This window comes from Micromonospora sp. NPDC023737 (genome assembly GCF_040639715.1).
Lineage (GTDB): Bacteria > Actinomycetota > Actinomycetes > Mycobacteriales > Micromonosporaceae > Micromonospora.
This window is the reverse complement of the sequence record NZ_JBFAAL010000008.1, coordinates 189481-216167: the sequence shown is the minus strand read 5'-3', so window position 1 is coordinate 216167 and position 26687 is coordinate 189481. Positions and strand designations below refer to the sequence as shown.

Below are 26687 nucleotides of genomic sequence, written 5' to 3'. Positions count from 1 at the left end.
AAAGGACTCCACATGAGACTCAAAGCCCTCACCGCTGCGCTGGCCGCAGCGGTCGGCCTGAGCATGATCCAGCCGCCACCGGCGTCCGCAGCTGAGCCGGATCCCGGCGCGGCCGCCGACAAAGTCGCATCGGACCTGAAGGACCGCTTCCGCACGGCGCCGGTCTCCGACTTTTTGATCACGTTCGACACCAAGGCCGATCTCGCCCCGGCCAAGAAGATCGCGGACTGGACTGCCCGCGGCCAGTTCGTCTACGACGCGCTGAAAGCGGCAGCGAAGAGCTCCGCGGCGTCCGTCTCCGCCGAGCTCGACGAGGCGGGCGTGAAGTACACGTCCTATCCGCTCGTCAACGCCGTGCTCGTCAAGGGCGGCACGCAGCAGCTCGCGCTCGACGTCGCCTCGATCGGGCAGGTCGCCGAGATCCACGCGGCGCCGCAGGTCGCGCTGGTGGAACCCGTGGACGAGAAGACGCCGGCCGACCAGGCCGTCCGTCCCGCCGCCCCGAAGGCCGCCGCCGAGGATGGCACCGTCACGTGGGGTCTGGACGCCATCCACGCCCCCGAGGCATGGGCCATGGGGGCCACCGGTGCGGGCATCACCGTGTCCAACCTCGACTCGGGCGTCCAGTTCGACCACCCGGCGCTGATGCACCAGTACCGCGGTGCGAAGCCCGACGGTACGGTCGACCACAACTACAACTGGATGGCCGCCCGCGGCACGTGCACCGCCGTGCCGTGTGACGACAACGGACACGGCACGCACACCATGGGCACCATGGTCGGCGACGACGGCACCAACCACGTCGGCGTCGCCCCGGACGCGCAGTGGATCGCGACGAACGGCTGCTGCGACAGCAGCGGCGTCGAGTCGCTGCTCAAGTCCGGCTGGTGGCTGCTCGCCCCGACCGACCTCCAGGGGAACAACCCCGACCCGTCCAAGCGCCCCCACGTCATCAACAACTCGTGGGGCCAGACCCTCGAGCACAGCTTCGACGGCTTCTTCCAGGCCATCGACGAGGCCTGGAGCGCCGCGGGCATCTTCAGCGTCTGGTCGTCGGGCAACACCACGCCGTACGCGGCCTGCGACACCGTCTCCTCGCCCGGCTCCGCCGAGAGCGCCTACTCCGTAGGCGCGTACGACTCGGACGGCACGCTCGCATTGTTCTCCCGCAAGGGCGAGGGTGAGGGTGGCCGGATCAAGCCCGAGATCTCCGCTCCGGGCGTCGCGGTCCGTTCGTCCTACCCGAACAACAGTTACGTCGAGATGGCCGGTACGTCGATGGCAGCTCCCCACGTCGCCGGCGCCGTCGCCGACCTGTGGAGCTACGACCCGACGCTCATCGGGCAGGTCGAGGAGACCCGCCGCCTGCTCGCCGATTCGGCCGTCGACGTCGACGACACCGAGTGCGGCGGTACCGCCGACTTCAACAACAAGTACGGCGAGGGCCGGCTCGACCTCGTCCGCCTGCTCGAGCTCGCGCCCCGGCAGGGCGGCACCCTCACCGGTGTCGTCACCGCCGACGGCGCGCCGGTCGCCGCAGCCGACGTGACGATCAGTGGACCGTTCAGCCGGTCGATCGGCACCGACAAGGACGGCCGGTTCAAGATCAACCTCCCGGTCGGCGACTACCAGATCAGCACCAAGGTCTTCGGTTACCTGACCGCCACCGCCAACGTCACGATCGCCCTCGGCGAGGACACCTCCGTCAAGCTGCCGCTCACGGCCGCCGCGCGCCACGACATCAGCGGCAAGGTCGTCGACGACAAGAAGCAGCCGGTCCCGAACGCCGACGTCGCCGTCAAGGACACGCCGCTGGACGCGGTGCGCACCGACGCCAACGGCGCGTTCACGATCGCCGGTGTGCCGGAGGGCCAGTACGGGCTCGCCGTCACGCCCAACGCCTGCTTCTCGCCGACGTCGCTCCCGCTGACCGTCGGCGCCGAGAACAAGTCGCTGGAGATCCCGGTCGGGCTCGTCGTCGACAAGGGCGGCTACAGCTGCGCCGTCTCCGAAGGCGAGTACCTGCGCGGCAAAGACCAGGTCGCGTTCACCAGCGGCGTCTGGGCCACGGTGAACCTGCCGTTCCCGATCGCGCTCTACAACGGCAGCCACGACACCCTCGGCATCGGCCTGCGCGGGGTGATCTCCCCGGACACCTCCACCGGACCCGGCAGCGGCGGTGCGGGCATCTTCCCGTTCTGGGTCCCGTCCCCCATCGAGTTCGCCCCGGGCGGCGGTGTGTTCACGGCGGCCGCCAAGGTCGACGGCGAGGACGCCTTCGTCGTCGAGTACCGCAACGCCAAGATCTGGTCCTATCCGATCCGGTCCGAGTACTCGGAGCCGGTCAACTTCTCGGCCACGCTCACTCGCTCCGGCAAGGTGATCTTCGGGTACGGCGACGGCATCGGCACCGACGACCCGGTGACCGGCGGCGCCCGCACCACCACCGGCATCCAGGGCTGGGCCGGCGTGGACGGCATCCGGTTCTCCGAGAACGTCCCGGTGCTCCACGACGGAATGATCGTCACCTACGACCTTCCGGACTGGGGTTACCTCGACGCGACCGTCGTTGACAAGAACGACGGGCTGCCGGTGGCCGGAGCCAAGGTCTCGTTCACCGACAAGAATGGCCTCGTCGAGAGCGTCACCACCAACGGCACGGGCATCGTGCACCGCCAGCTGCCGGTCGCCGACTACACCATGACCGTCGAGGCGCCGAACTACGTGACGGGGTCGTACGACTTCACCCTCGACAAGCTCTACGCGAAGGCGACGGTCGACGCGCGCCTCACCACGGGTGTCGCCGGCCTGAAGGGGAGCGGCCTCGACGCCGTTATGGGCACCGACCAGAACGGTGTGGGCTCGTTGACGTTGACCAACAACGGTTCCGCCCCGCTCACGTACGACCTCGCCGAGGCCGCGCGTCACCCCGAGCTCGATGCCACCGGCGCCACCACGCGCACCGGGAAGGGTGCGGACAGCACGATCGACCTCACCGCGTGGAAGGCCGGTGCGAGCGGCATGAAGCCGTCGAACGCCGACGGCAAGGCTGCGACGGCGAGCGTCACGGAAGCACAGGCGGCCGCCAAGGTCGGTACTACCTCCGGCGGCGACGTCATCACCCGCATCGAGATCCCGGGCACCATCGCGGAGAAGGAGCCCTCCGGCATCGGGTACGACGGCGACGTCTGGATCCACGACTACATCGAGCGGACCAACACCGCCTACACGGTGACGGGCAAGCCGACCGGCAAGGTCTTCGACGCCTCGTGGAACCCCGCGTACCGCGCGTTCGACATGGCGCTGGACACCAAGACCGGTGACATGTGCCAGATGGAGGACAGCCCGGCCAGCTACATCCACTGCTTCGACCGGGAGACCGGCAAGGAGACCCGGCAAATCAAGGGTGACTGGTCCACGCTGCAGCTGACCGGACTCGCCTACAACCCGACCGAGGACGTGTTCTACGTCGGCGGCCGTGCGAACGGCATGATCGGAACCGTCGCCGGCACGTCGCACGACAACGCCGGTGCGCTGCTGTCGTTCTGCGCCCCGCCGCTGCCCGAGGTGATGGGCCTGGCCTACAACCAGGCATCCGACACCATCTGGTACACCGACCTCACCTCGGACCGGCCCACCCGCCTGCTGCAGGTCGACCCCGTCGACTGCTCACTCGTCAACGCGTGGTGGTTCCCGGGCCAGAAGGCGACGCAGGGCGGCGGCCTCGAGACCGACTCGACCGGCGCGCTGTGGGCGGCGGACCAGGTCGCCGATGACGTCGTGCTGGTCGACGTCGAGGACGATCTGCTCACCGACCTGCCGTGGCTGTCGCTCTCCTCGACCGGCGGCACCCTCGCCCCGGGCGAGTCGACGACGGTCAAGGTCTCGATTTCCTCGAAGGACGCCAAGCCAGGAGTCCTCGGCGCGAACATCGTGGTGCGGTCCGACTCCGGACGGCAGTCCAAGACCTACGTGCCGGTGACGCTCACGACCACGAAGTACCAGGTTGGCGTCAACGCCGGCGGCGCGAAGTTCACCGACGCCTCCGGTTTCACCTGGTCCGCCGACCAGGCGGCCGGTCACGGGGCGTGGGGCTACGACGGGAAGGGCAAGACGATCTCGGCGGGCTCCGCGATCGAGGGCACCGAGGACGACGCGCTGTTCCAGTCCCAGCGCACCACGTCGGCCAAGGACCTGGTCTACACGTTCCCCGACGCGCCGAAGGGCACCTACACCATCGACCTCGGGTTCGCGGAGGTCGCGCAGGTGAAGCAGGGCAAGCGGGTGTTCGACGTCCTCGTCGACGGCGAGCTCACGCAGTACGCCTACGACGCAGTCGCGGCCGTCGGCCCGAACACCGCCGACTGGCACAGCGCCGTCGTGCAGCACGACGGCGGTCCGCTGACCGTGGAGCTGCGGGGCGGGAAGGGCCTTCAGGCCCCGAGCATCGCGGCCCTGCGGGTGACGCTCGACCCGCGCGGGGACAAGGCGGAGCCGGAGCCCCAGCCGGAGCAGCCGGAGCCGGGCCCCGTGCCGGTGGCGCCCGCCAACCGTTCGTACTCGATGAAGGTGACCGAGGGGCTCTACCGTCAGGGCACGGAGGAGTCCGGGTGGCACGGCGATGACGTCTGCGGTGTGCTGTGGTTCGACTCCAGCTTCCTGTTCCCGTTCTACGACACGGCCTGGGACGGCGTGTGCGTGACGACGAACGGTGCGCTGGTCTTCGACCGGGCCAGCACCTTGGGCGGTAACACGGAGCTGCCGTCTTCGTACCCGATGGATGCGATCTACCCGCTCTGGGACGATCTCGTCGTCGACGACCAGGCGAACATCTACTTCGGCAGGACAGAGGTGGACGGCCTGGCCGCTGAGGTCATCGAGTGGCGCAACGCTACATTCTACAGTGACCAGACGGCTCGGGTGAGCTTCTCGGTCACGCTGATCGCGGACGGCCGCATCCAGATCGGCTACGGCGACGGCATCGGCGGCGACAACCCTGTCACCCGCGGGTCGTCGGCGACGGTCGGCGTGGAGAGTCTGACGCGCAACCCCGCGAGTCAGTACTCCTTCAACCAGCCCGTCCTGACCGCCGGTCTGGGACTGGAGTACACCCTTCCGGCCGCGGGCACGATCGAGGGCACGGTCACCGACGCGAACGACGGCAAGCCGATGGCGGGCGCGATCATCACCCTCAAGGGGCCGAACGGTGACCGGGTCATCACGGCCGACGAGAAGGGCCGGTGGAAGGCCCAGGCGCTGGTCGGCGAGAACACCGTGGAGGTCGGGGCACCGAACTACGTCACCGCCAGCCACCCGGTGACCATCGCCAAGAAGGACCAGGCCGAGGTGGTCGACACCGCGTTGACCACGGGCGTGGCGACCGTAACCGGAGGTGACCTCGACTGGCTCGTCGGCCCGGACCAGAAGGCGACGGCCGACGTGACCGTGACCAACAGCGGCTCCGCGCCGCTCGAGGTGCGGCTCAGCGAGCAGAAGCGCACCAGCGACGGCGGGCACGAGGCCGCCGACCTTCCGTGGCTGACCCTCACGGGCGCGGCCGCAACCGGCACGGTCACGCTCGCCGCCGGCGAGTCCACCACGGTCACGGCGACGGCCGACAACGCCGACGTCGAGCCCGGGGTGCTCGTCGGGGACGTGCTCGTCGCGTCGAACGCCGGCAAGGGCGAGACCCAGCTCAAGCCGGTCCGCCTGGCGACCTCGGCCTACTGGACGGGTGTCGACGCGGGCGGGTCCGGGCACGTCGGTGCGGACGGCTTCGTCTGGTCGCCCGACCAGGAGCTCGGCTCGGCGCCCTGGGGCTACGTCGGCGGCACGGCGCGCGCCACCAAGGCCGACATCGCGGGCACCGAGGACGACGAACTGTTCCGCACCCAGCGGACCGGCAAGACGTTCAGCTACGTGTTCAAGAACGCGCCCGCCGGGACGTACCGGGTCGGCCTCGACTTCGCGGAGATCGAGAATGTCAAGGTCGGCAAGCGTACCTTCGATGTTCTGGCCGACGGCGAGGTCGTGCTCTACGACCACGACGTGCAGGCGAAGGCGGGTGCGCTGACCGCGGACGTGAACGCGGTCACCGTCGAGCACGCGGGCGGCGATCTGAAGATCGAGTTCCGCGGCGAGACCGGCGAGCGCGATCCGATCCTCAACGCCCTGAAGGTCCAGGAGGACCCTCGCCTATGAGATAGCCGAACCGGTCCACCAGTAGTGTCAGAGCCTCCTCGGCGAAGGATTGCCGAGGAGGCTCTGACCGTGTGGTGCGACTGGCCTCAGCGGGCGTTGCCCGCGCGCAGCCAGGCCATGTAGTCGGCGGCGGCGCGCTCGGTGTCGTACGAGGGGACGTAGCCGGTGTCCTCGTGCAGTCGAGTGATGTCGAGCCAGGATGCCGGGGAAGCAGACCCGCGCGACGGCAGGGTCAGGTCGGCGGACGGGACCACGGTCTTGATGGCGGCGATCACGTCGGCGTTCGACGTGGCCCGGCCCGAGGCTACGTTGTACGTACGGTGGTTGAGCTTGTCCGTCAGGTGTAGCAGAGCGATCGCGCGCGCCGTGTCCTTCACGTAGCACAGGTCGAGGGCGTCCTCGGCGTACGGCGTCCCGGCCTGCGACGACAGGTCGAGTTCGGTGCCGCGTGCGGCCGCGTGGATCAGGGCGGGCGCCGCGAAGAACGGATCCTCGTGGCCACCCGGGCCCCACGTGCCGGAGATCCGGTAGTTGACGACGTCGAGGCCGGCAGCAGGGGCCAGCCAGTCGTCGAGCAGCTCACCGATCTTCTTGAAGGTGGGGATGACGTGGGACGAGTTCATCGGCAGCGGCAGATCCTCCCGCAGCGCACCATCCACGGAAAGACCGTGGTAGACGCCGATGGTGCTGGCGACACCCACTCGCCGTACGCCCCACTCTTGCGCGGCCTGGAAGATGTTGAGCAGGCCGCCGAGCGCCCTGCGGGTGGCGGGGATCGGCTCGTCGGCGCCGACCGGCCAGGGCATGGAGCCGGCCAGATGGACGATCCCCGTGATCTTGTGGCGGGTGCCGAGGTCCAGCAGGGTCGGCAGATCGGCGACGTCGCCCCGTTCGATCGCGACCTGGGTGTCGGCGAGGACGGGCGGCAGCCCGGTGGCGCGGCGCTGCATGAGTACGCACTCCTCGCCCTGGTCGAGCAGCGCCCGTACGGTGTGCGACCCGATGAAGCCCGTGCCTCCGGTGACCAGAACGGCCATGACGCGTCTCCCTTCAAAGACAAACGGAACCGTGTTCCACAACTATACGGAACATGATTCCGGATCTCCAGGTGGAGTGCTGGGGCCGCTCGGTATGGACGCGGGGCACTGGACAGGTCGTCCTCGCCCTGACTGGTGCGTGACACGAACCAGTCGGACCGTGCGGGCGGCTCGGAAGCGGCGAGGTGCTTCGCTGGGAGGCGGCCAGCGGGGGTGACGCCCGGCGGATGGTGCAGCGCCTGGTCCAGGCCGGCGGCGTGTGCGGTGGGAGCAAGCACCGCTCAGGGGTGCCTCAGCGGGTGGTAAACCGTTCGGCCCGACGCTCTCCCCTTGTTCGAGCGCTGCGCTGTGTACATGAGCGAACAATCCGGAACACCGGCACTGGTTGACACTCGAACGACAGGCTGGCAGCATCAGAATATCGGAGATCATCACTGAATCATGGGTCTGGAAAGAGCCCGGCGAGCTCGATTCAGAATACGTAAATGTGCCCCGCTTCCTTGTCTCGACACCTTCCGCGGTGGACGGGCGCCGTATCCAGTCACCCGCTTACCCGATTTCACCTAACAGGCGTACTGCTCTCCGCGCCATGAAGCCTGGCGCGTACTGCATCTATTGGAAACATGGTCCTGGAGTCAGTGTGCGCGGCGACGATTCGCTGGCTAGTTCGGTCGGGAATTCGTCCGGCCTTTATGGGTCAATGGCAACTCGGAAGAGTGTACGTACCTATTTTGGGAGGATGCCGGTGTTCGAGACGGCGAAAAGCAGGTCGGACGGGTTGACGCGCCGGCAGATGGTCGGCCTGGTGGGGGCGGCCGGCGCCGGTCTCGCGGTATCCCCGGGGCTCGGCGGAGTTGAACCGGCCGCGGCGGCCCCGGCAGCCGCCGTGCCGGCGGCGCCGCAGGACCGACGACTGCAGGCTCTGAAGGAAGAAGCGATCAGGGCCGTCAATAAGCGCAGCAAACTTGTGCAGGAGATCGTCGACTCGATCTTCAGCTTCTCGGAGCTAGGCTTCCAGGAATTTCAGACCAAGCGGTATCTGCTTTCCATACTCCGCAAGAATGGGTTCTCGGTTCAGGAAGGGATCTCTGGCATCCCGACCGCATGGATGGCCACCTGGGGTTCGGGTGGGCCGGTGATCGCACTCGGATCCGACATCGACGGCATTCCGCGGTCGAGCCAAAAGCCAGGAGTCATCGGTCGTAACCCGCTGGTCGAGCCGATCGGCTTTGACCACGCACCCGGGCATGGCGAGGGGCACAACTCCGGCATGGCCGCTGTGATCGCCAGCGCCATCGTCCTCAAAGAATTGATGCAACGCCACAACATCAAAGGCACCCTCAAGCTGTGGCCGGGCGTAGCCGAAGAACTGGTGGGCACCAAAGCCTTCTACGTTCGCGACGGGTACTTCGACGACGTGGACGTCACGCTCTTCGCACACGTCTCCTCCGGTCTGTCCGTGGATTGGGGTGCGGCTTCCGGCAACGGCCTGCTCTCGCTCGAGTACACCTTCCGCGGATCGCCCGGGCATGGCGCGTCACCGCACCTCGGGCGGAGTGCCCTCGACGCCGTACAACTGATGACCACGGGTATGGAGTACCGACGCGAGCACCTGCCCATCCAGCAACGAACGCACTTCGTCATCTCCGAGGGCGGCGACCAGCCGAACGTCATCCCCGAGATCGCCAAGGTCTGGTACTACCTGCGCGAGGACACTGCCGACGAGATCATCGCGCTCCGGGCCCTGGCCGAGAAGATCGCACGGGGCGCGGCCCAGATGACCGACACGGAGCTCGTGAACATCCAGGTGCTGGGCGCGGCCTCGCCACAGCACTTCAACCGACCCGTCGCCGAGGCGGCAGCGGCGAACATGACGCTGGTCGGGATGCCCGCTTGGAGCGAGGACGACCACACCTACGCCAGAGCGGTCCAGAAGGCCGCCGGCAGTAGCAACCCGCGCGGGCTGGCGACGGAGGTGGCCGGGCTCTCCGGACCCATCCCGAACCAGTACCGGCAAGGTGGCGGCTCCGACGACATCGGTGACATCACCTGGAAGACGCCGACGATCACTATCCGGTACCCCGCGAACATCCCAAGCGGCGGACCGAGCCACACGTGGTGGAATGCGCTGGCGATGGCCACGCCGATCGCGCACAAGGGCACGACCACCTGCGCTGCGGTGTACGCGACGACGGTTCTCGACCTGCTGCTTCGTCCTCAGCTGGTGCAGGATGCCTGGGAGTATTTCGAGACGGAGCAGGCCGGCCGGTACAAGCCGCTGATCGGCCCAGACGACAAGCCGGCGATCCACCTCAACCGGGAGCGGATGGAACTATGGCGTCCACGCCTGGAGAAGCTCTACTACAACCCGTCCAGGTACAAGACGTACCTTGACCAACTCGGCATCAACTACCCAAGCGGGAAGAGCAGGTAGCCGATTTCGGATACGTGCGTGGCTGGCCTTTGAGAGCGCCAGCCACGCACGTGGCAGGTGCTCGTGTGCGTGCCCTGACTGGTGCCCTCATCACCGATCGCCTGCGATGCCCGGCGTACGTCTGCGCAGGCCCGTTCATTCCGTGAGGGGCCGCTCGTCGACGACCTGGACGAGCTTTCCCGTGCGCGGGTTGGTCATTAGCCCGTCGCGAGCCACCCATTCGACGCGGAGGTGGTGGATGGCACCGGCCTTCACCTCGGCTGGATACATCGGGCGAGCCTCGTAGACGGCTCCGATCAGCCGCTCGGTCAGCCCGGCCGGCGGCTCGTGAAGGCTCGCCAGGCGAAGGATGAGGCCGTTTTTGCCTTCCCAGCGGCGCGTGACCAGCTGCATCCCGGCGATGACGCGGTCGGTGTCGGCCGCGATGAGGACGGCCCGGATGTCCTCGGTCGGCATGGACACCGCACCGAGCCTGGCGCCCTCGCCGGCGCGGCCCATCAGCCGGAAACGCCGGCACTGCGGATCGACCCACTCGGCGCGGTCTCCAGCGGGATACCGGATGACGGGCATCAGCGTCCGGAAGAGGTTGGTCACGAGGACCCGCCCGACGACTCCGGTCCGCGTGATCGGCTCGCCCGTCGTGTCGTCGACGATCTCCACCATCGTCCGGTTGGGGAACGCTTCGTGGACGCGTACGTCCTCGCCCGGCACAGGAGCGCCGACGAGACCAGCGTCGACCGAGGCGTAGCCGAGCGAGGCGATGGCCGCCTTGGGAAACGCCCGGGACAACAGCGGTCGCAGGTCGTTGAAGAGGATGTCGCCGGCGAACAGCACCAGTTCGACGCAGTCGGCCGAATATCCGCTCCGCACTACGTGTTCCGCCAGCGACGCCAGCTTCATCGGCTCGCTCGCGATCACGTCCACGCCGAAGTCCTCGATGAGTTGGACGATGTATTCGTTCGATGCTCCGCCGACGGGCAGGCGTACGTTGTCCACCGGAGCGTGATGCAGCGCGCCCTCGATATAGAGGAAGCCGCCGTAGAGTTCGCCAGCTCGGAACAGGTTCGCCACCTTGTGCCCCGGACGCAGGCCCGCTTGGACCATCCCCGCGCCGAACGCCGTCAGCGAGTCCGCGTGCTCGGTACGCGTCCAGGGTGAGAACTTCGGAGCACCGGTCGTGCCCCCGGATTTGTAGACGCCCGCGTCCGTCAGCGGTCCCGTGAGCAGCCGGTTGTCCGGCCAGCTGTTCGCGGCCCAGAACGCAGCCTGGTCAACGATCGGCAGTTGAGTGAGGTGGGTGATGTTCTGCGGGATATCGCGGTAGAGCTCACCGTAGAACGGCGAGTTGCGGCGGGCGAAATCGACGAGGTCGGTTAGAGATTTGGCCGGCATGGATTCTCTCCTGTGGCTGCTCAGCGGATGGCTGCGACGGTCATGCTGTTGCCGCGGAAGATGGCGATGACCTCATTGGGGTGGCGGGTGATGGTCACGTCGTAGATGCCGCTTCGGCCGTAGCGCTCCACCTCCACGGCCGCGGCGACGAGCTCGTCGTCGACAGCGGCGGCCCGCAGGAACGTCACTTGCGCGCTGTGGGCGACGGCTAGGCGGCCGTGGCTGTTGCTGGCGTAGGCGAAGGCAGCGTCGGCGAGTAGGAAGAGGTAGCCGCCGTGGACGAAGCCGTGCATGTTGGCCATCTCCGCGGTGGCCCGCATGCGCAATCTCGCACGGCCGGTGCCCACCTCCTCCAGTCGAATGCGCAGGGCCCGGCAGGTTGGATCCTCGAGGTCGGTCATGCGTCGCCGATCCATGTACGGGCCAGGGCCTGGATGCGGCTTCCGTCGCGGTCGGTGAGCTTCTCCGAGAGGTAGTCCTCGACCCATTTGTTGGTGGCCACGCGGAACGGCGGGTCGTCGGAGGTCAACGTGCGGATGACGGTCTCGGCCACCTCTTGAGCCTTCTGCCCGGCCGCTGCCCAGCCTTGGCTGACGACCCAGTCGAAGTACGCCTTGAACGTCGGCGCGTATGCGCCGGAGATGGCCTGGATGGTCTTGCGGTTGATGTCGGGGAACACGCCGAAGTTGGTGCCGAGGACGAAGCCGGGCACGACGACGGAGACCTTGACGCCGTGGGCCGCCGCGACCGGTGCGAGGCTTTCCATGAAGCCCTCGACAGCGAACTTGGCCGCGCAGTATGCCTCGTTGAAGGGCTGCCCTACAAGGCCGTGCACGCTGCCGATCGTCACCAGTCGGCCGCGGGCCGTCCGCAGGAGCGGCATCGCGACGCGGCTGAGCGCGATGACGCCGAAGAAGTTCACCTCCAGGTTGGCGCGCAGGTTGTCCATCGTTGACATTTCCATGGTTGGATCGAAGTTCGAGACGCCCGCGTTGTTGACCACTGCGTCGAGCCGCCCGTATCGCTTCACTACCGCGTCGATGCACGTGTCGATCGATTCAGCGTCGGTGACGTCGAGATGGCGTACGTCCACCGTGATGCCGGCCGCGCCGGTGGCGTCCAGCAAGGGCCGCGCCCGACTGGGATCGCGCATGGTGGCGATCACGGTGTATCCGGCGTGCGCCGCCGCGACCGCCGTCGCCAGACCGATGCCCGATGAGGTTCCGGTGATGAGAACCGTCTTCATGACGCACTCTCCGCCAGCTTTGCCGCCGGCTCGGCCGCCACGGCCGCACGATCGCGGCCGGCCTGATCCAGCAGCGGCTGGACACGGATCGCGGAGACGAACGAGAACGCCGCCAGGATGGTGCCACCCGCCATCGTCCACCGCGCCGCGTTCAGCACGCCTAATGGCTCGGTGAGCGCGTCGACCGCCAGACCACCGACGAGCGCGGCCAGCGGAATGACGCCCCAGGTCAGGGTCCGGAAGGCGGCATGCATGACGCCCTGGTTCTCGGCGCTCATGCGTGACTGGCGAATCGGCGCGCTGCAGACGTTGATGCAGGACATGAAGAATCCGTAACAGCCCATCGTCACGGCGATCACCGGCCCGGTCGGGAGCGCCGGTGCGGCGAGGACCCCGAGGCCGATCAGGCAGTGCAGCAGCAGGGACCATGCCATGGTCCGCCCGGCGCCCAGCTTGCCGGCCAACTTCGGCGCGACGACGGCACCCAGCAGCGCACCGACGGCGGCGATCGACATGGCCGCGCCGAAGGCGCCGACCGACAGCCCGAGTCCCCGATACGCCAAGATCGGCAATACGGTGACGAAGATGGGACCGCCCGAGTTCAGCGTGATCGCCGCGACGCAGACGCGACGCAGGACCGGATCGGCCCAGTTGAGCCGGAATCCCAGCGTCAGCCGGGACCACACCGATCCTTCCTGGGTCGCCTTGACGCCCCACGGCCGCATGTAGCGGAAGCAGGTCGCGGAGACCAGGTAGCTGGCTGCGTCGACGAGCAGGGTGGCGACACCGAGGGCGCTGTAGAGTCCGGCGGCGATCGACGGTCCGGCCACCTCGGACACCGAACGCGTTCCCTCCAGGCGGGAATAGGCTCGGACGAGCTGCTTCTGGTCCATTGCGGCGGGCACGGCCAGCAGGGCGCCGACGTTGAAGAAGATGGTCGCGCCGCTGATGGCCGCGACGCACAGGAACAGCAGCGGCATGGACAGTACGCCCAGCCAGTACGCCACCGGGATGGCGGCCACGGCGGCGAGCCGGATGAGGTCGCATGCCAGCATGGTCAGCCGCTTGTCCCAGCGGTCGACGAGGACTCCGGCGATCGGCCCGATCAGTGGGATGCCCAGATACTGCGCCATCGCTACTATGCCGACTTCGAGGGCCGACGAGTCAAGCGCGAAGATCATGACGGTGGGCACCACGAAGGACGTGATCCGGTCACCGACAGTGCTGACGGCGTGCCCGGACCAGAACAGGTTGAACTGGCGTCCCAACGACTGCGGCAACTTCACCGCTGCTCCCGCTGCACGAAGTTGGCGGTCTTGCCGGTGCGCTCGTTGGTGATCAACGAGTCGGCGGCTTTCACCTGGAACGACTGCGGGTCGTGCGCGAACGCCGTGCTGAGCGTGAATGTCGACGAGAGCAGCTCCTGGCGCAACCGCTGGGTCGCATCCGCGTCGAAGCCGCTGCTCACCAGCAGCAGCAGCTCCACGGCAACTGCTCGGCCACCCTGCTCCGTGATGACGACCTGCGCCCGCGAAACGCCCGGCTCCCGTTCCGCCCGCGCGATGATGTCGTCGATGTGCAGGCCCAGGCCGCGTACCTGGACGACGCTGTCGCGGCGGCCCAGGACCCGCATTGCCCGGCCGTTGCCACAGGGGCAGTCCACGAACTCGCCGGCGTCACCGGTCTGGTAGCGCAGCACCGGGTTGAGCATCTCGGGGTTGAGCGTGGTGAAGTCGAGCAGCTCGTTCTCGCCCACGCGCACCAGCTGCTCCGGCAGCGTGTGGAAGGCCTCGGCCGGGCACTGTGGCGAGTTGGTTCCGACGACCCAGGTCTCGGTGCTGCCGAACATTCCCCAGCGCTGGGCGTGGGGAGCCACCTCGGCTATGTCCTCGTCCAGTGCGTTGTGCCAGGCTTCGCCGAGCCACAGCACCTTGCGAAGATGGGGCAGCTTGAGCCCCGCCGATCGGGCGTTGGCGAACCACAGGCGAAGGACGCTGGGCGTACCGCCGAGCGCGGTCACCTGTCGCGTGTTGAAGAACGACAACCAGCCGGCGTACTCGTCCTTGGCTACCGCGCCGAGCGCTATGACCTGCGAACCGGCGAGGTCGGCGTACGCACCGGCGAGGAAATGGGCGCCCCACATCCGGCCCGCACCCCATGCGTTGACGAACACGTCATCGCGGTCGAGCGCCTTCCAGTGGTCCCATACACCCTTCATGTAGAAGCCGGTGGGCGCGTAGCCGACCTTCGGCGCGCCGGTGCTGCCCCCGCTCTGGAACAGCCACGTGGCACCTTTGTCCGCCTTCGGCTTCAGGTGCGACAGGGCGACGTTGAGGTCGTCCTTCAGCAGCGGCGGCACGGCGGCCAGGTCGTCGAGCGTTAGCAGCTTGTCGTGGTCGGCGTACCGAGGCGCCAGGCCGGGCACCGTCTTGAGCAGTTGGAGCGATCGCTGGGCGATGGGCAGGCGCGGTTCGGCGGCCGGGGACGTCAGCGAGAAGGTGGCCATCATGTCACCAATCCAAGGTTCGCCGGGTTGAAGGAGAGCGTCCCGCCGGACTCCAGCCATCGCCGGTGTCCCCTGCGGTACGCGGTGAAGCGGGCGCGGATCATGTCGCGTTGCAGCGTCCGGTCCGGGTCGTCGAAATCGGGTGCGATCACCCCGTCGGGTTCCAGCTCGGAGAACCAGAAGCGCTCGCCGTCGTACAGGAAGTCGATGGCGAAGAAGGGGATCGGCAGCTTGCGGGCGAAGTACTCGGCCGCGTCGGCCAGTTCCGGCGGCACGCGTGGGAAGTCCATGATGCCGCCGCGGCTGGCGTTGGAGACGGGGGATCCCGCCTCGGGCGTACGTCGCAGCACATGGGGATGAGGGTTTCCGTCGATGACGTAGACCCGGTAGTCGATGGTGCCGTCGCCGAGGTAGGGCTGGATCACCAGCGAGGTGTCGCCGCCCTGCGCCAACGTGGCCAGGCCCCGGATGTCCTCGGAGCTGCGAGCCAGGTTGATCCCGCCGCCGCCGCACCAGCCCGACGGTTTCACGATCACCGGGTAGTGCAGGTTCTCCAACGCGACCTCGTAGCCGTACTTTCCGGTGTCCCGGCCGGTGCCGATACGGACGGTGGGGATCGGCGGGATAGGGGAGTCGGCGAAGTAGAGCAGCGTCGCGAGCTTGTCGTTGGCGATCGGCGACAGTCCCGGCGGGAACGGCAGGTAGAAGCCAAGCTGTTCGAGGATCGCGTAGAGGGCGTACTGGTTGAAGACGTCCATCGCCTGGTACGGCAGGGAATAGAGCGCGGTGATGAACAGGGTGTCCTCGGGGGCGACTGGTTCGCCTTCGTGGAACACCCGGGGCTTGCCGCTGTTCAGGCCGTCGACGGTGATGGCGTCGGTCGCGTGGCGGCACCAGGTCATGCCGAGTTCGTCGGCCACCTCTGCGTAGATGTCCCAGAAGAACGGGTGCCACATTGCCAACGCCTTGGTCGACTCCCGGTCGGGAAAGATCCAGCACAGGCGGCGCAGCGTGCCGCCCGAGTCATACCTGAACACGGATCTCCTCCTTGGCATGCGCGTCCCACCACACCCGTCCCGCGGCGGGATGGCTGGAAATCGGGTCGTGGTGGGGATGAGCGGAGGCGTACGTGTGCCGGCCGCTTTCCATCGTCATCCCCGCAGCAGCGAGGAGAACCTGGTGCGAAGCTCCCGCTTGAGCACCTTGCCGGTCGGTCCCAGCGGATAGTCCTCGGCGGTGGCGGCGATGGTGACGGCGGCCAGCGGATGCATGCCCTTGTCAACCAGTTCTTTGTTGACGCGGTCGAGAATCGCCTCGGGCGTCCGGTCGTGCGCGTCCGCCTGCAACTGCACCACCGCGATCGGCTCCTGCGCGATCCCGTTCCGGGCCGGTACGCCAACCACCACGCCGTCGCGAACGACATCAGCACAGTCCGCCAGCAGGATCTCCTCCAGCTCAAGGCTGTAGACCGGTCCGGAGGCGGTGTCGATGACGTCGACGGTGCGGTCGAGATGATAGAAATTGCCTTCCGCGTCCTTGCGCGCCACGTCGCCGGTGAGCCACCAGCCGTTGAGCGCGAAGCTCTCGGTCAGGCGCTCGGCGTTCCAGTAGCCGGGTGTGAGCGACGGGGACTTCACCGCCAGCAGGCCGGCCGTCCCGACCGGCACCTCGTTGCCGTCGTCGTCGAGCACGGCGGCGGTGCAGACCTCGGTCGGCTTGCCGACGCATCGGTCGTTGCGCGGTGTCTCGGGCGTGAACAGCCCGCCGAACAGAGCCATGCCCATCTCCGACGAGCCCAGGCCGTCGACGTACCGCGATCCCGGCAGCGGCTGCTCGTCGGCCGCCTCGGACGGCAGCAGCCACGGCTTAATCAGCCCCGCCGGGCGCTCGCCCAGCGTCACCAGGCGCCGGATGTGACCGTAGTGAGCCGCGTCCGCGGTGTTGAACCACGAGTGCACCTTGGCCGCGCCCTTGACCGGCAGGTCCCCGGTGGCCAGTTCGACGTAGGTGCGTGGGAACGAGGCGAGCGTGGTCGGCTGGAACGCCTCCATCACCGGCTCCACCGTGACACGCCGCCAGTCGCCCATGACGACCGTCGGCAGCCCGAGCAGCGTCGCGGTGAGGAAGTAGCTCAGGCCGCCGGCGTGGGTGTGCGGCATGAGCGACATCAGCCTGTCGTAGGGCTCCGCCGGGAAGCGGACCATGCGGGGCTGCTTGCCGTCCCAGAACGACTTGTGGCCAAGCATCGTCGACTTGGGTGTACCAGTGGTGCCCGACGAGTGGATGAGTGCCACGATGTCGTCGTCCGCGTGCCGGTACGGATACTCGGCCGGCAACGACACCACCGAGGCGTCGAAGGCCGCGACCTCGGCGGCGAGGGCGATGAAGCGCGGACGCTGTTGTGGGTCCTGCCGGTAGGCGCTCAGCAGCCGCGTAGTGTCGTCGGCGACCACGCCCACCACACCCACGTGGTTCAGGTAGCGGATCATCACATCGACCCGCATCGCATCGTTGACCAGCGCGGGGATCGCGCCCAGCGCGTTGAGCGCCATGAAGTGCACGAGCGGCTGGAGACCGTCCGCGACGACGATCCCCACCGGCTCACCCGGGCGCACACCATTGGCGTGGTACCAACTGGCATACCTGTCGCGCATTGCGACCAGGTCACGCAGGCTGTGCCCACGCAGCACCACCGAGCCTCGGTGATCGGTGTGATGGGTGAACACGTAGGGCACGTCGCGGTGGGGGTTCATCGCGGCGGCGAACTCGAGGAAGTTGCCCGCGCCGAGCCGCGGCTCGGTCATGAACTGCTGGCGGACCGCCAGGGGTGCGATGGGGCTGCTGTCGCTCACAGTGGTCTCCTCTCACCAGGGCAGGGGTTGTCGGTGTGCGAGGACTTCGGCGGCGGCGCGGTGTCCGGAGCGGATCGCGCCCTCCATGAGCCCGAAGTACTCGGTGCTCGTCTCCGCGCCCGCCCAGTGGACGCGACCGTGCGGGGCCGTCAGATGTGGGCCGAGCAGTTTCCAGTCGCCGGGCCCGAACAACGCCGCGTAGCAGCCGCGGCTGTACCGCTCCCGGACCCAGTTGCTCACCCGGAAGCCGGTCGGTTCCGGCAGGCCCGGGAAGACCTCCGCCGCCTGGGTGACCGCTTCGCATCGCTGCTCGGCGGGGGACAGTGCCGCATACCGGGTTGCCTCGCGTCCCGTGACGAAGCCGGTCAGTACGCCAGCACGTGCGCCGGCCGGCGAGTCATCCACGGTCGACATCAACGGCCCGTTCGAGTTGACCGACCAGCCTGACAGGCCTTGCTCGCGCCACAGCGGTTCGGGGTAGATCAGATGTACCTTCACCGCGCGGCCCGGTGCTGTTCGCGCTGTCGTACGCCGCGCCGGCGCAATGTTGCGCAGCAGGATCTCGTCGGCGAGCGCCGGTGGCACGGCGACGACGACGGCGTCGCAGGTGTGCATCCCGGTCGCGCTGTAGACCGCAGCCGATCGGGGGGTCTGCTCGATCGTGTGGACCGCGGTGTTCAGGTGGACGACGTCCGGGCCGAGGCGGTCGGCCAGGCGCTGGCACAACTGGTGCGCTCCGCCGTCGATCCGGCTGTCTTGCGCGCCACCCTCGAATGCGTTGAGGTAACGCAGGCCGCCACCGCTGCTCAGGTAGAAGGCCATGTGCAGCACGGAGACGTCGGCCGGGTCGGTGGCCATCATCTCACCGAGAAACAGCGGGAAGAAGGCGCGGGCGTCGGGGTGCTTGAGGATTCGCTGCGCCCATTCTGCGGCGGTTTCGTCGTCGGCGACGTCCGACCGCCACGGTGCGTCCCGGTGTACGCGATGGGCCAGGTCATCAAGGTGGTCGAACAGATCACCGAGGGCCACCGCGCTCAGCGGCGGGAAACGTCCCTCGCGGGTGACGCGGTCGCGGCCGAGGACAAAACGGCTGTGGCCCACCATCGTGGTCCGCACCGTCTTGAGACCGAGGTCGGCGATCGTCTTCGCCAATTCGGTGTGACGGTTGCCGAGGTAGGCGGCACCGCCGTCGATCCACGCACCCGGTGCGACCTCGATGCCGTGTGTACGTCCGCCGACGCGGTCCCGCGCTTCGAGCACGGTCACCTCGACGCCAGCCCGGCTGAGATCGGTCGCGGCGGTCAAGCCGGCCAGACCGGCCCCGACAACAACGACACGGCTCATCGGAGGCTCGCGATGCGTTCAGCGAGCGCGGCTGGCGTAGGCGCGATGGCGAATTCGTCGAACGACAGCTCGACGCCGTAGTCCCGAGCCACCGCGCTGAGGACGCGGGTGGCCAGAAGGGAGTCCCCGCCCAGCGTGAAAAAGTCGGACTCGGCTTCGACGTCGCCGACCTGCAGCACGCGGCCGAAGATTTCTGAGACGCCCTTTACGGTCATGGCAGCTGCCTCCTCATGAATTCGCGGTCGATCTTTCCGGTGGCGGTGTGCGGCAGTTCGTCGACTATCGATATCTGGCTGGGTATGAGATGCCGGGGAACCCGGTTCCTTAGGAAGGCGTGCAACTCGGCGTCCAGGGCCGCTGGGTTGGCGTGCGGCCGTGGCACCACGAACGCGGCGAGCGACACATGATCGGCGACGGTGACCCCGGCGACCGCGACGGCCGCCACCGACGGATGGGCGGCCAGGTGCACTTCGACCTCGGCCGGGTTGACCCGGATGCCGCGGATCTTGATCTCGCTGTCTAGCCTGCCGTGGTGGATCAGCATCCCGTCCGGTTCGGCTTCGACCCGGTCGCCGGTGCGGAAGAACCGGATCCCGTCGACGGTCGTGAAGCGCTGCTCGGTCGCCTCCGGCAGACCCCGGTAGCCCAGAGCCAGGCAGGGCCCGCCGACGGTCAGTTCTCCCTCCTCGCTGATGTACTGCAGGACGTGTGGCAGCGGCCAGCCGATCGGAACCTGGCTGTGAGAGTCCGGTAGGTCCTTCGCTTGCGGCCCCCACAGGTCACCGGCGTGCGTGATGAGCGTGGTCTCGGTGCAGCCGTAGGTGTTGAGCAGCCTTATGTGCGCGGTGTCCAGCGCCGCCCAGTCGGCCAGCCGCGCCGGGCTGGCGGCCTCACCCCCGATGATGACCAGCCGCAGGTCGGGCGGTAGCGCGAAGCGGTCCTCCACCAGGTAGTGCACGAGCTCGTGCCAGAACGCCGTCGGCAGGTCCAGGGTCGTGATCCGCTGGCGCTCGACCAGCCGCAGGAATCGCGGAAAGGAGCCGGTGTGGGCCTCGTCGTTCATGACCAGGCAGGCTCCGACGGTCAGCGTCGGGAGGATCTCCTCGAAGGAGGTGTCCCAGTTCAGCGAAGCGAATTGGAGGACTCGGTCGTTCACCGAGAGGTCGAAGAGGTCCCCGAGGGAGGCGACCGTCGTATCGATCGCGCGCCGCGGGGTGACCACCGGCTTGGGCTGCCCGGTGGAGCCTGAGGTGAACAGGATGTACGCGGGCCGTTCGGCGTCGATCGCGGCGAGAGGTCTACGCGCGATGCGGGTGTCAGCGGTGTGCCAGGGCACGTCGGCAGGGTCGAACACGGTCCGGCAGCCGGCCGTGGTGAGCATCGCCTGCTGGCGCTGAGCCGGGAATCCCGGATCCACCGGGCAGTAGGTGCCTCCGGCGACCCAGATTCCCAACATCGTGGCGACCGTGCCTGGCGAGTGGGTCGCGGGCACGCCCACCGTGCCGGGACTGGGCCCGACCAGATCCGCCACCGCCCACACGGCCTGGGCCATCTCCGCGTAGCGGATCGCCCGCCCGTTGTGGATCACAGCGGTCCGCTCCGGATGCTTCGCGGCAACTCCGAGAAACGCCTCGATCAAGCTCAAGTGCACCTCCCACCCTGCGGGCCAGGAGGTGATCGTCACAACGACCGCTGTAAATCTGCTACAGATTCGATGGGGATCCACCATGCGTTCAGTTCTTCGCCGCAGCGCCGCGCGAAGCGGTGCACCACGTCGTGGAACCGGTAGCAGTCCGACCCGGACTCCACGATGAGGTCGGCCGCGACCAGCTCGTCGAACAGGCGCCGGGTCTGGCTCAGCTGGCTGCCGGCGGCTGTCCTGCACAGCCGGAAGGACGGTTGACCGGTCAGCCCCAGACGGACGAACAGGTGCGCGGCCGCCGGGCTGAGCATCCGGTACGCCCCGGCCAGGGCGGTGTGGACGCTGCGCTGATCGCCGTCGAGAAGGAGCCCGTCGCCCTGCTCCCACAGCTCGTCGGCGAAGGAGGAGACGGACTGGCCGGGCCGGGCCGCGAGGAGCGCGGCCACCGACCGGATCGCCAGCGGCCAGCCGCCACACCACGTGATGACGCGGGCAAGCGCCGGATCGGCCAGGCGTTGCGCGCCCACGATCCGCCCCAGCAGGTCGTAGGCGTCCCGCGCGCTGAGCGGCCCGAGCGGCAGCGCATGTACCGCATGGTGCGCGGCCAGTGCCGGCAGGCGCCGCCGGCTGATCACCACCAGAGTGCTCGACGGCTGCGGAGGCACCAGCGGCAGGACCTGCTCGACGGAGTCGGCGTCATCGGCGATGATCAGCATCTGCCGCCCACTGAGCAGCGTACGGTACAGCGCCGCCCGGCCGTCCATCGTCAGCGGGACCTTGTCGCGCGCCGTTCCCAGCGCCGCCAGCACCGCCGCCAGGGCGTCCTCGGGCGCAGTGTGACCACCGTGCAGGTCCAGGAAGATCTGGCCGTCCGGGAAGCGGGCGGCGTTCAGATGAGCCCAGCGCACCACCAACGCGGTCTTTCCGAGGCCGCCGGCTCCTGACACGAGAAGCACCTGGGGTTCGTCGTACTCGGTCTGCACCCGTCGGGTGAGCGCCGACAGCTCCCGGCTTCGGCCGGTGAAGTGGCCGACGCTCGGCGGGAGCTGGGCCGGTTTGAGCTCGCCGCGCCGTGGGTGCTCGGCCGCGGACGGTGAGTAGGTATCTTCCCCGCGAAGAATAGACGCATGTAGATTGCGGAGTTCTGCACACGGGTCGCTGCCCAGCTCCTCGGCCAGCCGGTCCCGCAGCGCCTGGTACGCCTTCAGCGCGTCGGCCTGCCGGTGGCACCGGTACAGCGCCGCCATGAGCTGTCCGGCCAAGCGTTCCCGCAGCGGATGCTCGGCCACTGCGGCGCCGATTTCTCCGACCACCTCCGTATGGTTGCCGGCGTCCAGTTCGGCGGCGAACCGCTCCTCCACCAACGCGATCCGCAGCTCGTCTAGGCGCGCGCGGTCCACGTCGACGCCCGGCGCGTCGACCCCGTCCAGCGCCTCCCCACGCCAGACGGTCAGCGCCTCCCTGAGCCAGCGTGCGATCTCGCCGGGCGACTCGGCCAGGCGCGACTGCCGCGCGAGCTCCTGGGCTCTGTCCACGTCCACCAGGCAGGCCGCCGGATCGAGCAGGTACCCGGGATGCCGGGTCAGCAGCGCCGTGCCCACCTTGCGGCGCAGCGAGGAGACCAGCCCCTGCACCCGCGACCTCGGCGACGCCGGGGGCTGCTCGCCCCACATGCAATCGATGATCCTGGCCGTGGACACGACGGTTCCCTTGGCGAGCGCGAGGATGACCACCAGGTTGCGTTCCAGCGGCGACAACGAAACGGTGTTGCCCCGCTCTCGGACCTCGACCGGTCCCAGCAGGTCGACCTCCAGCATCTGCACACCCGTCCGATACGCGTCGAGGCGAATTGTTGCGCGAGACCGAGAGATCAACTGCCTCGGCCGCATTGGCCAATCATGTCGATGGATCGACGCGCCCGCGACGCCAAGGCCGCCCCATGGCGCCATCCGTTCGGCCACATGGTCAGTGTCAGATCAGCCGATTGTGGATCGATTCGCAAGGCCGTGTCGCCGGCGTTACGGCATCCCTGGCGGTAGGGAGGTTGGTTCCTGCCAAACCGATCGATGCCCGAGTCGGCCGTTCCCGGCTCGAGTGCTCGGACAGCGACGATCGGCTTTCGGAGGCGAGCTGCCCGGTTCGGGGTCCCGGGTCGAGCCGGGCCCGCGGATTGGTCACAAATGGCCTACGCGGGAGCGCCGATCTCAGGATCGCAGCAGGACAGCGAGCGCCAGCTCGTCCCGATGCGGGCCGACCAGCGCGGTGCTCCTGACCGAGGTGAGCCTGGCAGAGATGGTAGATGGCGCGAGACGTTCGACGCGCGGCCCAAGGCCGACAAAAGCCGAAGATGTGGATCAACTGCAAGGTGTCCTCGACCAGTGGTCGCAAGCCGGTGAGCGGCTGCCTGCTCACGGACCTAAGGTTCCTGAGGTGTTTAGGCTAGAGGACGAGACCCGCATCCAATGGCGCACACCGCTTCTGAATCCGGTGGCGCAACGATTGATATCCTCCCGCGCGGCAAAGGGTGTCTGAAAGTTCATGTCGAATATCCTGAACGCAGTCATCCGATCCCTGTTGGACGAAGGGCTTGACGACTGGATTCCAATAGACCGGATTATCGGAGCCTCTCAAGAATGGGTAGCCGAGAGGGGACTCGACTTCAGGGTGGTCGCCTCCGGCGTTGCGGCTGAGCTGATAATGGACGAATTGATGGTCCCAGGCATGCTCGGTTCTATCGGGTTCGAGCCTTGGTCCGGGCCGCCTGAGCAGCTCCTGCGACGAGTGATTGCCGAGTGCGAAGCCGTAGGCTGGGAGCCGTTTGGTGATGGGTGCTGGATGGCGAACACCGAGCGCGGCGACCGCGTAGCGCGGGAGCAGAGAGGCGAGCCAGAAGGCTAGGGCTCGAGGGGACTGCTCCTGCTTAGTTGTCGTCCCTGTGGCGCGGAAACGGGGGAGCGGCCGGGGTGGCCACTCCCCGTCACGTCACCCGCTCCTGACCTGTGAGGACGCGTCACTCGCCGGGAGGTCGCCTCCTATCCTGGAGGATCTCTGTCGGAGTTCCGCCGTGATGTCGCCACGGTTGTCCGCAAGGGTAAGGCGTGGATCGCGCAGCGAAGGAGTTCGGGCAGGGCCCGGGTGAGAGCGTGAAGTTCTGTCCAGGTTCGCTGGCGGTTGCAGCTGCTGAGCTCGCGGGCGCCATAGCGTGCGCTCACGCTGCCGGCATCCCGATCTTTTCCTTGCCCAGCCGAGCCGGTGCCGGGCGGGAGGCATTCTTCGATGCCGTCCGGGCGGCGCTGCCGCTGGATCCGCCGCTGCTGGGCAACCGGAGCTGGGACGCCCTGTCTGATTCGTTGTTCGGCGGACTGCTCGCGCTTGGTGCCGATCGCATCCTTCTGGTGTGGACCAACGCAGCGCGGATGGTGGCTGTGTCCCCCGACGAGGCAGACACAGCGATGGCGGTGCTGGCTGATGTCGCCGCCATGCTGGCGGAGCCGAAGTTCACGCAGGGCCGACCCGTCTCGTTGGCGGTGTTGGCCGTCACGGAATCGCCGTGACGAAGCACAGGTGCGGAGCCGACGTCATCGGATCTGCAGTCGGGTCGTCTACACCCAAACGCGATAGTGCGCGGCCGCGGCGTCGCCCCAGGTCGGGGAGGCTCGAGAGGGGTTGGTCGGTCGGCGACGAGACCGTCGTCGACCGGTGGCCGGTTCGACACCGGCGGCGACGGCTACACGGGATGAGGAAGTACCCCAAGCAGTGGCCGCACCGGGTCTGGGCGATCGAGGGCTGCCAGGGCATCGGCCGACACATCACCAACCGGCTACTCGCCGACGGCGAGCAGGTCGATGACGTCCCGCCGAAGCTATCCGCTCAGGCGGGGATGTTCGCCACCGGGCAGGACCGCAAGACTGATGCCACCGACGCCCACTCCAACGCGCTGGTCGGCACACGAATGGCCGGCTGCGCTTGGTGGTCAACGATGAGCGGCCGGCGACCGGGTGTCAGGTCAGATGCTCGACCTTGCGGGTGTCCAGCGGGGCAGCCAGTCGTACCAGGACAACCGATTCCTGGGCGATCGCCGGGCACTCCTTCCCGGCTGCGTCAGGCAGCAGGCCCACCCTGACCCGGACGCGCACCGCCGCCTCGCTCTCCGCCACCTCCGGCTCGGCGCCGTAGCAATCGATGGGCCCGGCCGTCACGGTCACCTCAAGCGTCCGGTTGTCGACCGCGCGCCAGGTGCGCCAGGGAACGACCTGTGGGTTGACCAGGTCGTTCCGGACCGGCAACGTCCCTGGGCTCGGTGAAGCGTTCGGCGCCGGGGTGGCGGTGGTGTCGTCGTCGCTGCTGGACTCGGCCGCCGGGCCGCAGGCGCTCAGCGCGACCATCACCCCGACCAGCAGCAAGACTGCCAGTCGAGGCGATTGTCGCGTCGGCATCGACTCAATTTACCAGTCGCCGTCGGCGGCGTTCGTGCCGTCGAGGACCGCCGTATCGAAGTACGGTCCCCGGTTGACCCCGCTGTCATCAACAGTGGACATCACGGAGCGGACCCAGCCGAGCCCGCTGCCGTTGTCGTAGTCCCAGATCCAGGGGCCCCCTGAGGAGCCGGGGCCGAAGTTGCAGCCGATCTGCGAGCGGTCGTCCCAGATGCTGCTGTCCGTGGCGACGCCCCAGCAGGCCCACATCGTGTTTCCGCCGTCGTGGTTGCTCGGGTAACCGAAGATCGACACGTCGAACTCGGTGCCGCCGTTGTAGGCCAGGCCGTGCCCACCGACGGTGTCGACGACCGTCGCGCCCCAGTCACCACCGGAGAACGTGGTCACCCAGCCAACGTCCCGGTTGAAGTTGCTGTTGTTCATCCATTCGTTGAACGTCCGCAGCGAGTACGCCTGGAACCGGCCGACCGGGTCGTGGTCGGCGTTGAAGGCGTTGTACCCGGGCACGAAGACCAGGTTAGTCAGCCAAGTGCCGCCCTGTCCGCCGTGAACGCAGTGACCGGCGGTGATGAGCACCCGGGTGGACGGGGTGTTGATCGCCGACGCCGAGCACCACGAGCCGCTCTCGTAGCCGCCGATGAACAGCTTGCCGTTGGTGATCGAGAAGTTGGTCACCGGCGGTGGGTAGTTGGGCACCTTCTTCGCGATCGTGGCGGGCATCGGCTTGGTTGCGACCGCGGGCGTCTTGCTGGCAACGGCCCGCGCGGTGTTCTCGATCCATGCGGCGTCCCCGGGCGCATCCAGCGGCTTGGCCGCCTTCATCCGCTCCTGCGTCCAGTACGCGAGCACCGCAGGGTCACCGCCGGTGCGCTCGAACGCCTTCAGCTGTTCAGGCGAATACGTGTGGGCGGCCTTGTCACCCGGCAGCTGCACCGGCGCCAGCGAGCTGCTGGTGCTCAGATCGGAGCCTGCGGCGCGGGTCGGTTTGGTGTCTGCCCAGGCCGGCACCGCGGCGGTCCCGGTGGCGGGCAGTATGGCCGCGACGGCCGCGGCCAGCGCGATGGCGCCCAGGCGCCTGTTACTGCGGGAAGTACGTGTTCTACCGGACACGCCCATGCAACTAACTCCTCACGTAGAGAAACCATGCCGGTTGCTTCCGAAATCCACGGCGACGCACCCAGACCCCGTCGATGCACACGACGTCCACGACCAGCCCAAGTCGAAGCAAGCCATCCCGCGTGAGACGGCCTCACAAGTTGCGACTCCGCAGACGACCTTTCCGTTCTCCTGCCAGACCTGGTCCGCGGGCGCTGGCTACCCCTGCCACACCGGCCGACGGGCGTAGTCACCGCGGTGGTGTGGGCGGTCGTGGCCGGCTACCGCCTTCCCTCGACGACGTCAACCCTCTCTTGTGGAGACATCACATATATCGTTGTCTATCTACTTACCCATGTCAACCCTGAGTAGCTGGGCCATTACCAGAAGGTGTTGTGGCCGACTGCGGATTTCGAACATCGCCGGCCGCTCGTTCGCACCATGGTCGTCTCGCTTGGCGCAAGCTCGCAGGTCAACTGGATGGGAAGTGTCAAGTTAACGG

General features: G+C 68.0%; 18 protein-coding genes. 4 read left to right on the top strand and 14 right to left on the bottom strand.

Features of this window, described 5'->3' with window-relative positions; genetic code table 11:
• Positions 1–12 precede the first annotated feature (12 nt).
• Entirely contained in the window at positions 13–6201 is a 6189-nt protein-coding gene (locus AB0F98_RS19345; protein WP_357737079.1) for a S8 family serine peptidase, read from the top strand.
• Positions 6202–6287: 86 nt separating this feature from the next.
• On the opposite strand, the gene AB0F98_RS19340 is transcribed toward AB0F98_RS19345, so the two are convergent.
• Positions 6288–7238: an NAD(P)-dependent oxidoreductase gene (locus AB0F98_RS19340; RefSeq protein ID WP_357737077.1), complete on the bottom strand. Its 951-nt coding sequence runs from the start codon at positions 7236–7238 to the stop codon at positions 6288–6290.
• 739 nt (positions 7239–7977) lie between these two features.
• Between AB0F98_RS19340 and AB0F98_RS19335 the strand changes: the two genes are divergently transcribed.
• On the top strand, positions 7978–9672 hold the full coding sequence (locus tag AB0F98_RS19335; protein WP_357737075.1) for an amidohydrolase: 1695 nt from the start codon (positions 7978–7980) through the stop codon (positions 9670–9672).
• Positions 9673–9807: 135 nt separating this feature from the next.
• Here AB0F98_RS19335 and AB0F98_RS19330 read toward each other — a convergent pair whose 3' ends face one another.
• The 11 genes from AB0F98_RS19330 to AB0F98_RS19280 form a co-directional block, all read right to left on the bottom strand.
• On the bottom strand, positions 9808–10743 hold the full coding sequence (locus AB0F98_RS19330; protein WP_357737073.1) for a hypothetical protein: 936 nt from the start codon (positions 10741–10743) through the stop codon (positions 9808–9810).
• A gap of 341 nt (positions 10744–11084) precedes the next feature.
• Positions 11085–11465, bottom strand: coding sequence for a hydroxyphenylacetyl-CoA thioesterase PaaI (gene paaI, locus AB0F98_RS19325; RefSeq protein ID WP_357737071.1), 381 nt, complete (start codon positions 11463–11465; stop codon positions 11085–11087).
• A complete protein-coding gene (locus AB0F98_RS19320; protein WP_357737069.1) occupies positions 11462–12310 on the bottom strand; it encodes an SDR family NAD(P)-dependent oxidoreductase in 849 nt (282 codons plus the stop codon). Before AB0F98_RS19320 ends, paaI begins: the two co-directional genes overlap by 4 nt.
• Complete coding sequence (locus AB0F98_RS19315; protein WP_357737067.1) at positions 12307–13596, bottom strand: MFS transporter; 1290 nt, start codon at positions 13594–13596, stop codon at positions 12307–12309. The genes AB0F98_RS19320 and AB0F98_RS19315 overlap by 4 nt, the downstream gene beginning before the upstream one ends.
• Entirely contained in the window at positions 13593–14819 is a 1227-nt protein-coding gene (locus tag AB0F98_RS19310) for an AMP-binding protein (RefSeq protein WP_357737064.1), read from the bottom strand. Before AB0F98_RS19310 ends, AB0F98_RS19315 begins: the two co-directional genes overlap by 4 nt.
• The gene (locus AB0F98_RS19305; RefSeq protein WP_357737062.1) at positions 14816–15853 is read right to left on the bottom strand and encodes a hypothetical protein; all 1038 of its coding nucleotides are present in this window, start codon (positions 15851–15853) and stop codon (positions 14816–14818) included. The genes AB0F98_RS19310 and AB0F98_RS19305 overlap by 4 nt, the downstream gene beginning before the upstream one ends.
• Before the next feature lie 114 nt (positions 15854–15967).
• Positions 15968–17668 (bottom strand): class I adenylate-forming enzyme family protein, encoded by a 1701-nt coding sequence (locus AB0F98_RS19300; protein WP_357737060.1) that lies wholly within the window; start codon positions 17666–17668, stop codon positions 15968–15970.
• A gap of 12 nt (positions 17669–17680) precedes the next feature.
• On the bottom strand, positions 17681–19012 hold the full coding sequence (locus AB0F98_RS19295) for an FAD-dependent oxidoreductase (RefSeq protein ID WP_357737058.1): 1332 nt from the start codon (positions 19010–19012) through the stop codon (positions 17681–17683).
• Positions 19009–19227, bottom strand: coding sequence for a phosphopantetheine-binding protein (locus tag AB0F98_RS19290; protein ID WP_357737056.1), 219 nt, complete (start codon positions 19225–19227; stop codon positions 19009–19011). The genes AB0F98_RS19295 and AB0F98_RS19290 overlap by 4 nt, the downstream gene beginning before the upstream one ends.
• Entirely contained in the window at positions 19224–20657 is a 1434-nt protein-coding gene (locus AB0F98_RS19285) for an AMP-binding protein (protein ID WP_357737054.1), read from the bottom strand. The genes AB0F98_RS19290 and AB0F98_RS19285 overlap by 4 nt, the downstream gene beginning before the upstream one ends.
• 35 nt (positions 20658–20692) lie before the next feature.
• Positions 20693–22471, bottom strand: coding sequence for a BTAD domain-containing putative transcriptional regulator (locus tag AB0F98_RS19280; protein ID WP_357737052.1), 1779 nt, complete (start codon positions 22469–22471; stop codon positions 20693–20695).
• A gap of 721 nt (positions 22472–23192) precedes the next feature.
• Here AB0F98_RS19280 and AB0F98_RS19275 point away from each other — a divergent pair.
• Together AB0F98_RS19275 and AB0F98_RS19270 are read left to right on the top strand one after the other, a co-directional pair.
• Complete coding sequence (locus AB0F98_RS19275; protein WP_357737049.1) at positions 23193–23552, top strand: hypothetical protein; 360 nt, start codon at positions 23193–23195, stop codon at positions 23550–23552.
• 200 nt (positions 23553–23752) lie between these two features.
• Complete coding sequence (locus AB0F98_RS19270; protein ID WP_357737047.1) at positions 23753–24208, top strand: barstar family protein; 456 nt, start codon at positions 23753–23755, stop codon at positions 24206–24208.
• Between the two features lie 447 nt (positions 24209–24655).
• Here the strand turns inward: AB0F98_RS19270 and AB0F98_RS19265 are convergent, their stop codons facing one another.
• Positions 24656–25090, bottom strand: a complete 435-nt coding sequence (locus tag AB0F98_RS19265; protein WP_357737046.1) for a hypothetical protein — start codon at positions 25088–25090, stop codon at positions 24656–24658.
• Between the two features lie 9 nt (positions 25091–25099).
• Positions 25100–26206, bottom strand: a complete 1107-nt coding sequence (locus AB0F98_RS19260) for a hypothetical protein (RefSeq protein WP_357737045.1) — start codon at positions 26204–26206, stop codon at positions 25100–25102.
• Between the last annotated feature and the right edge of the window lie 481 nt (positions 26207–26687).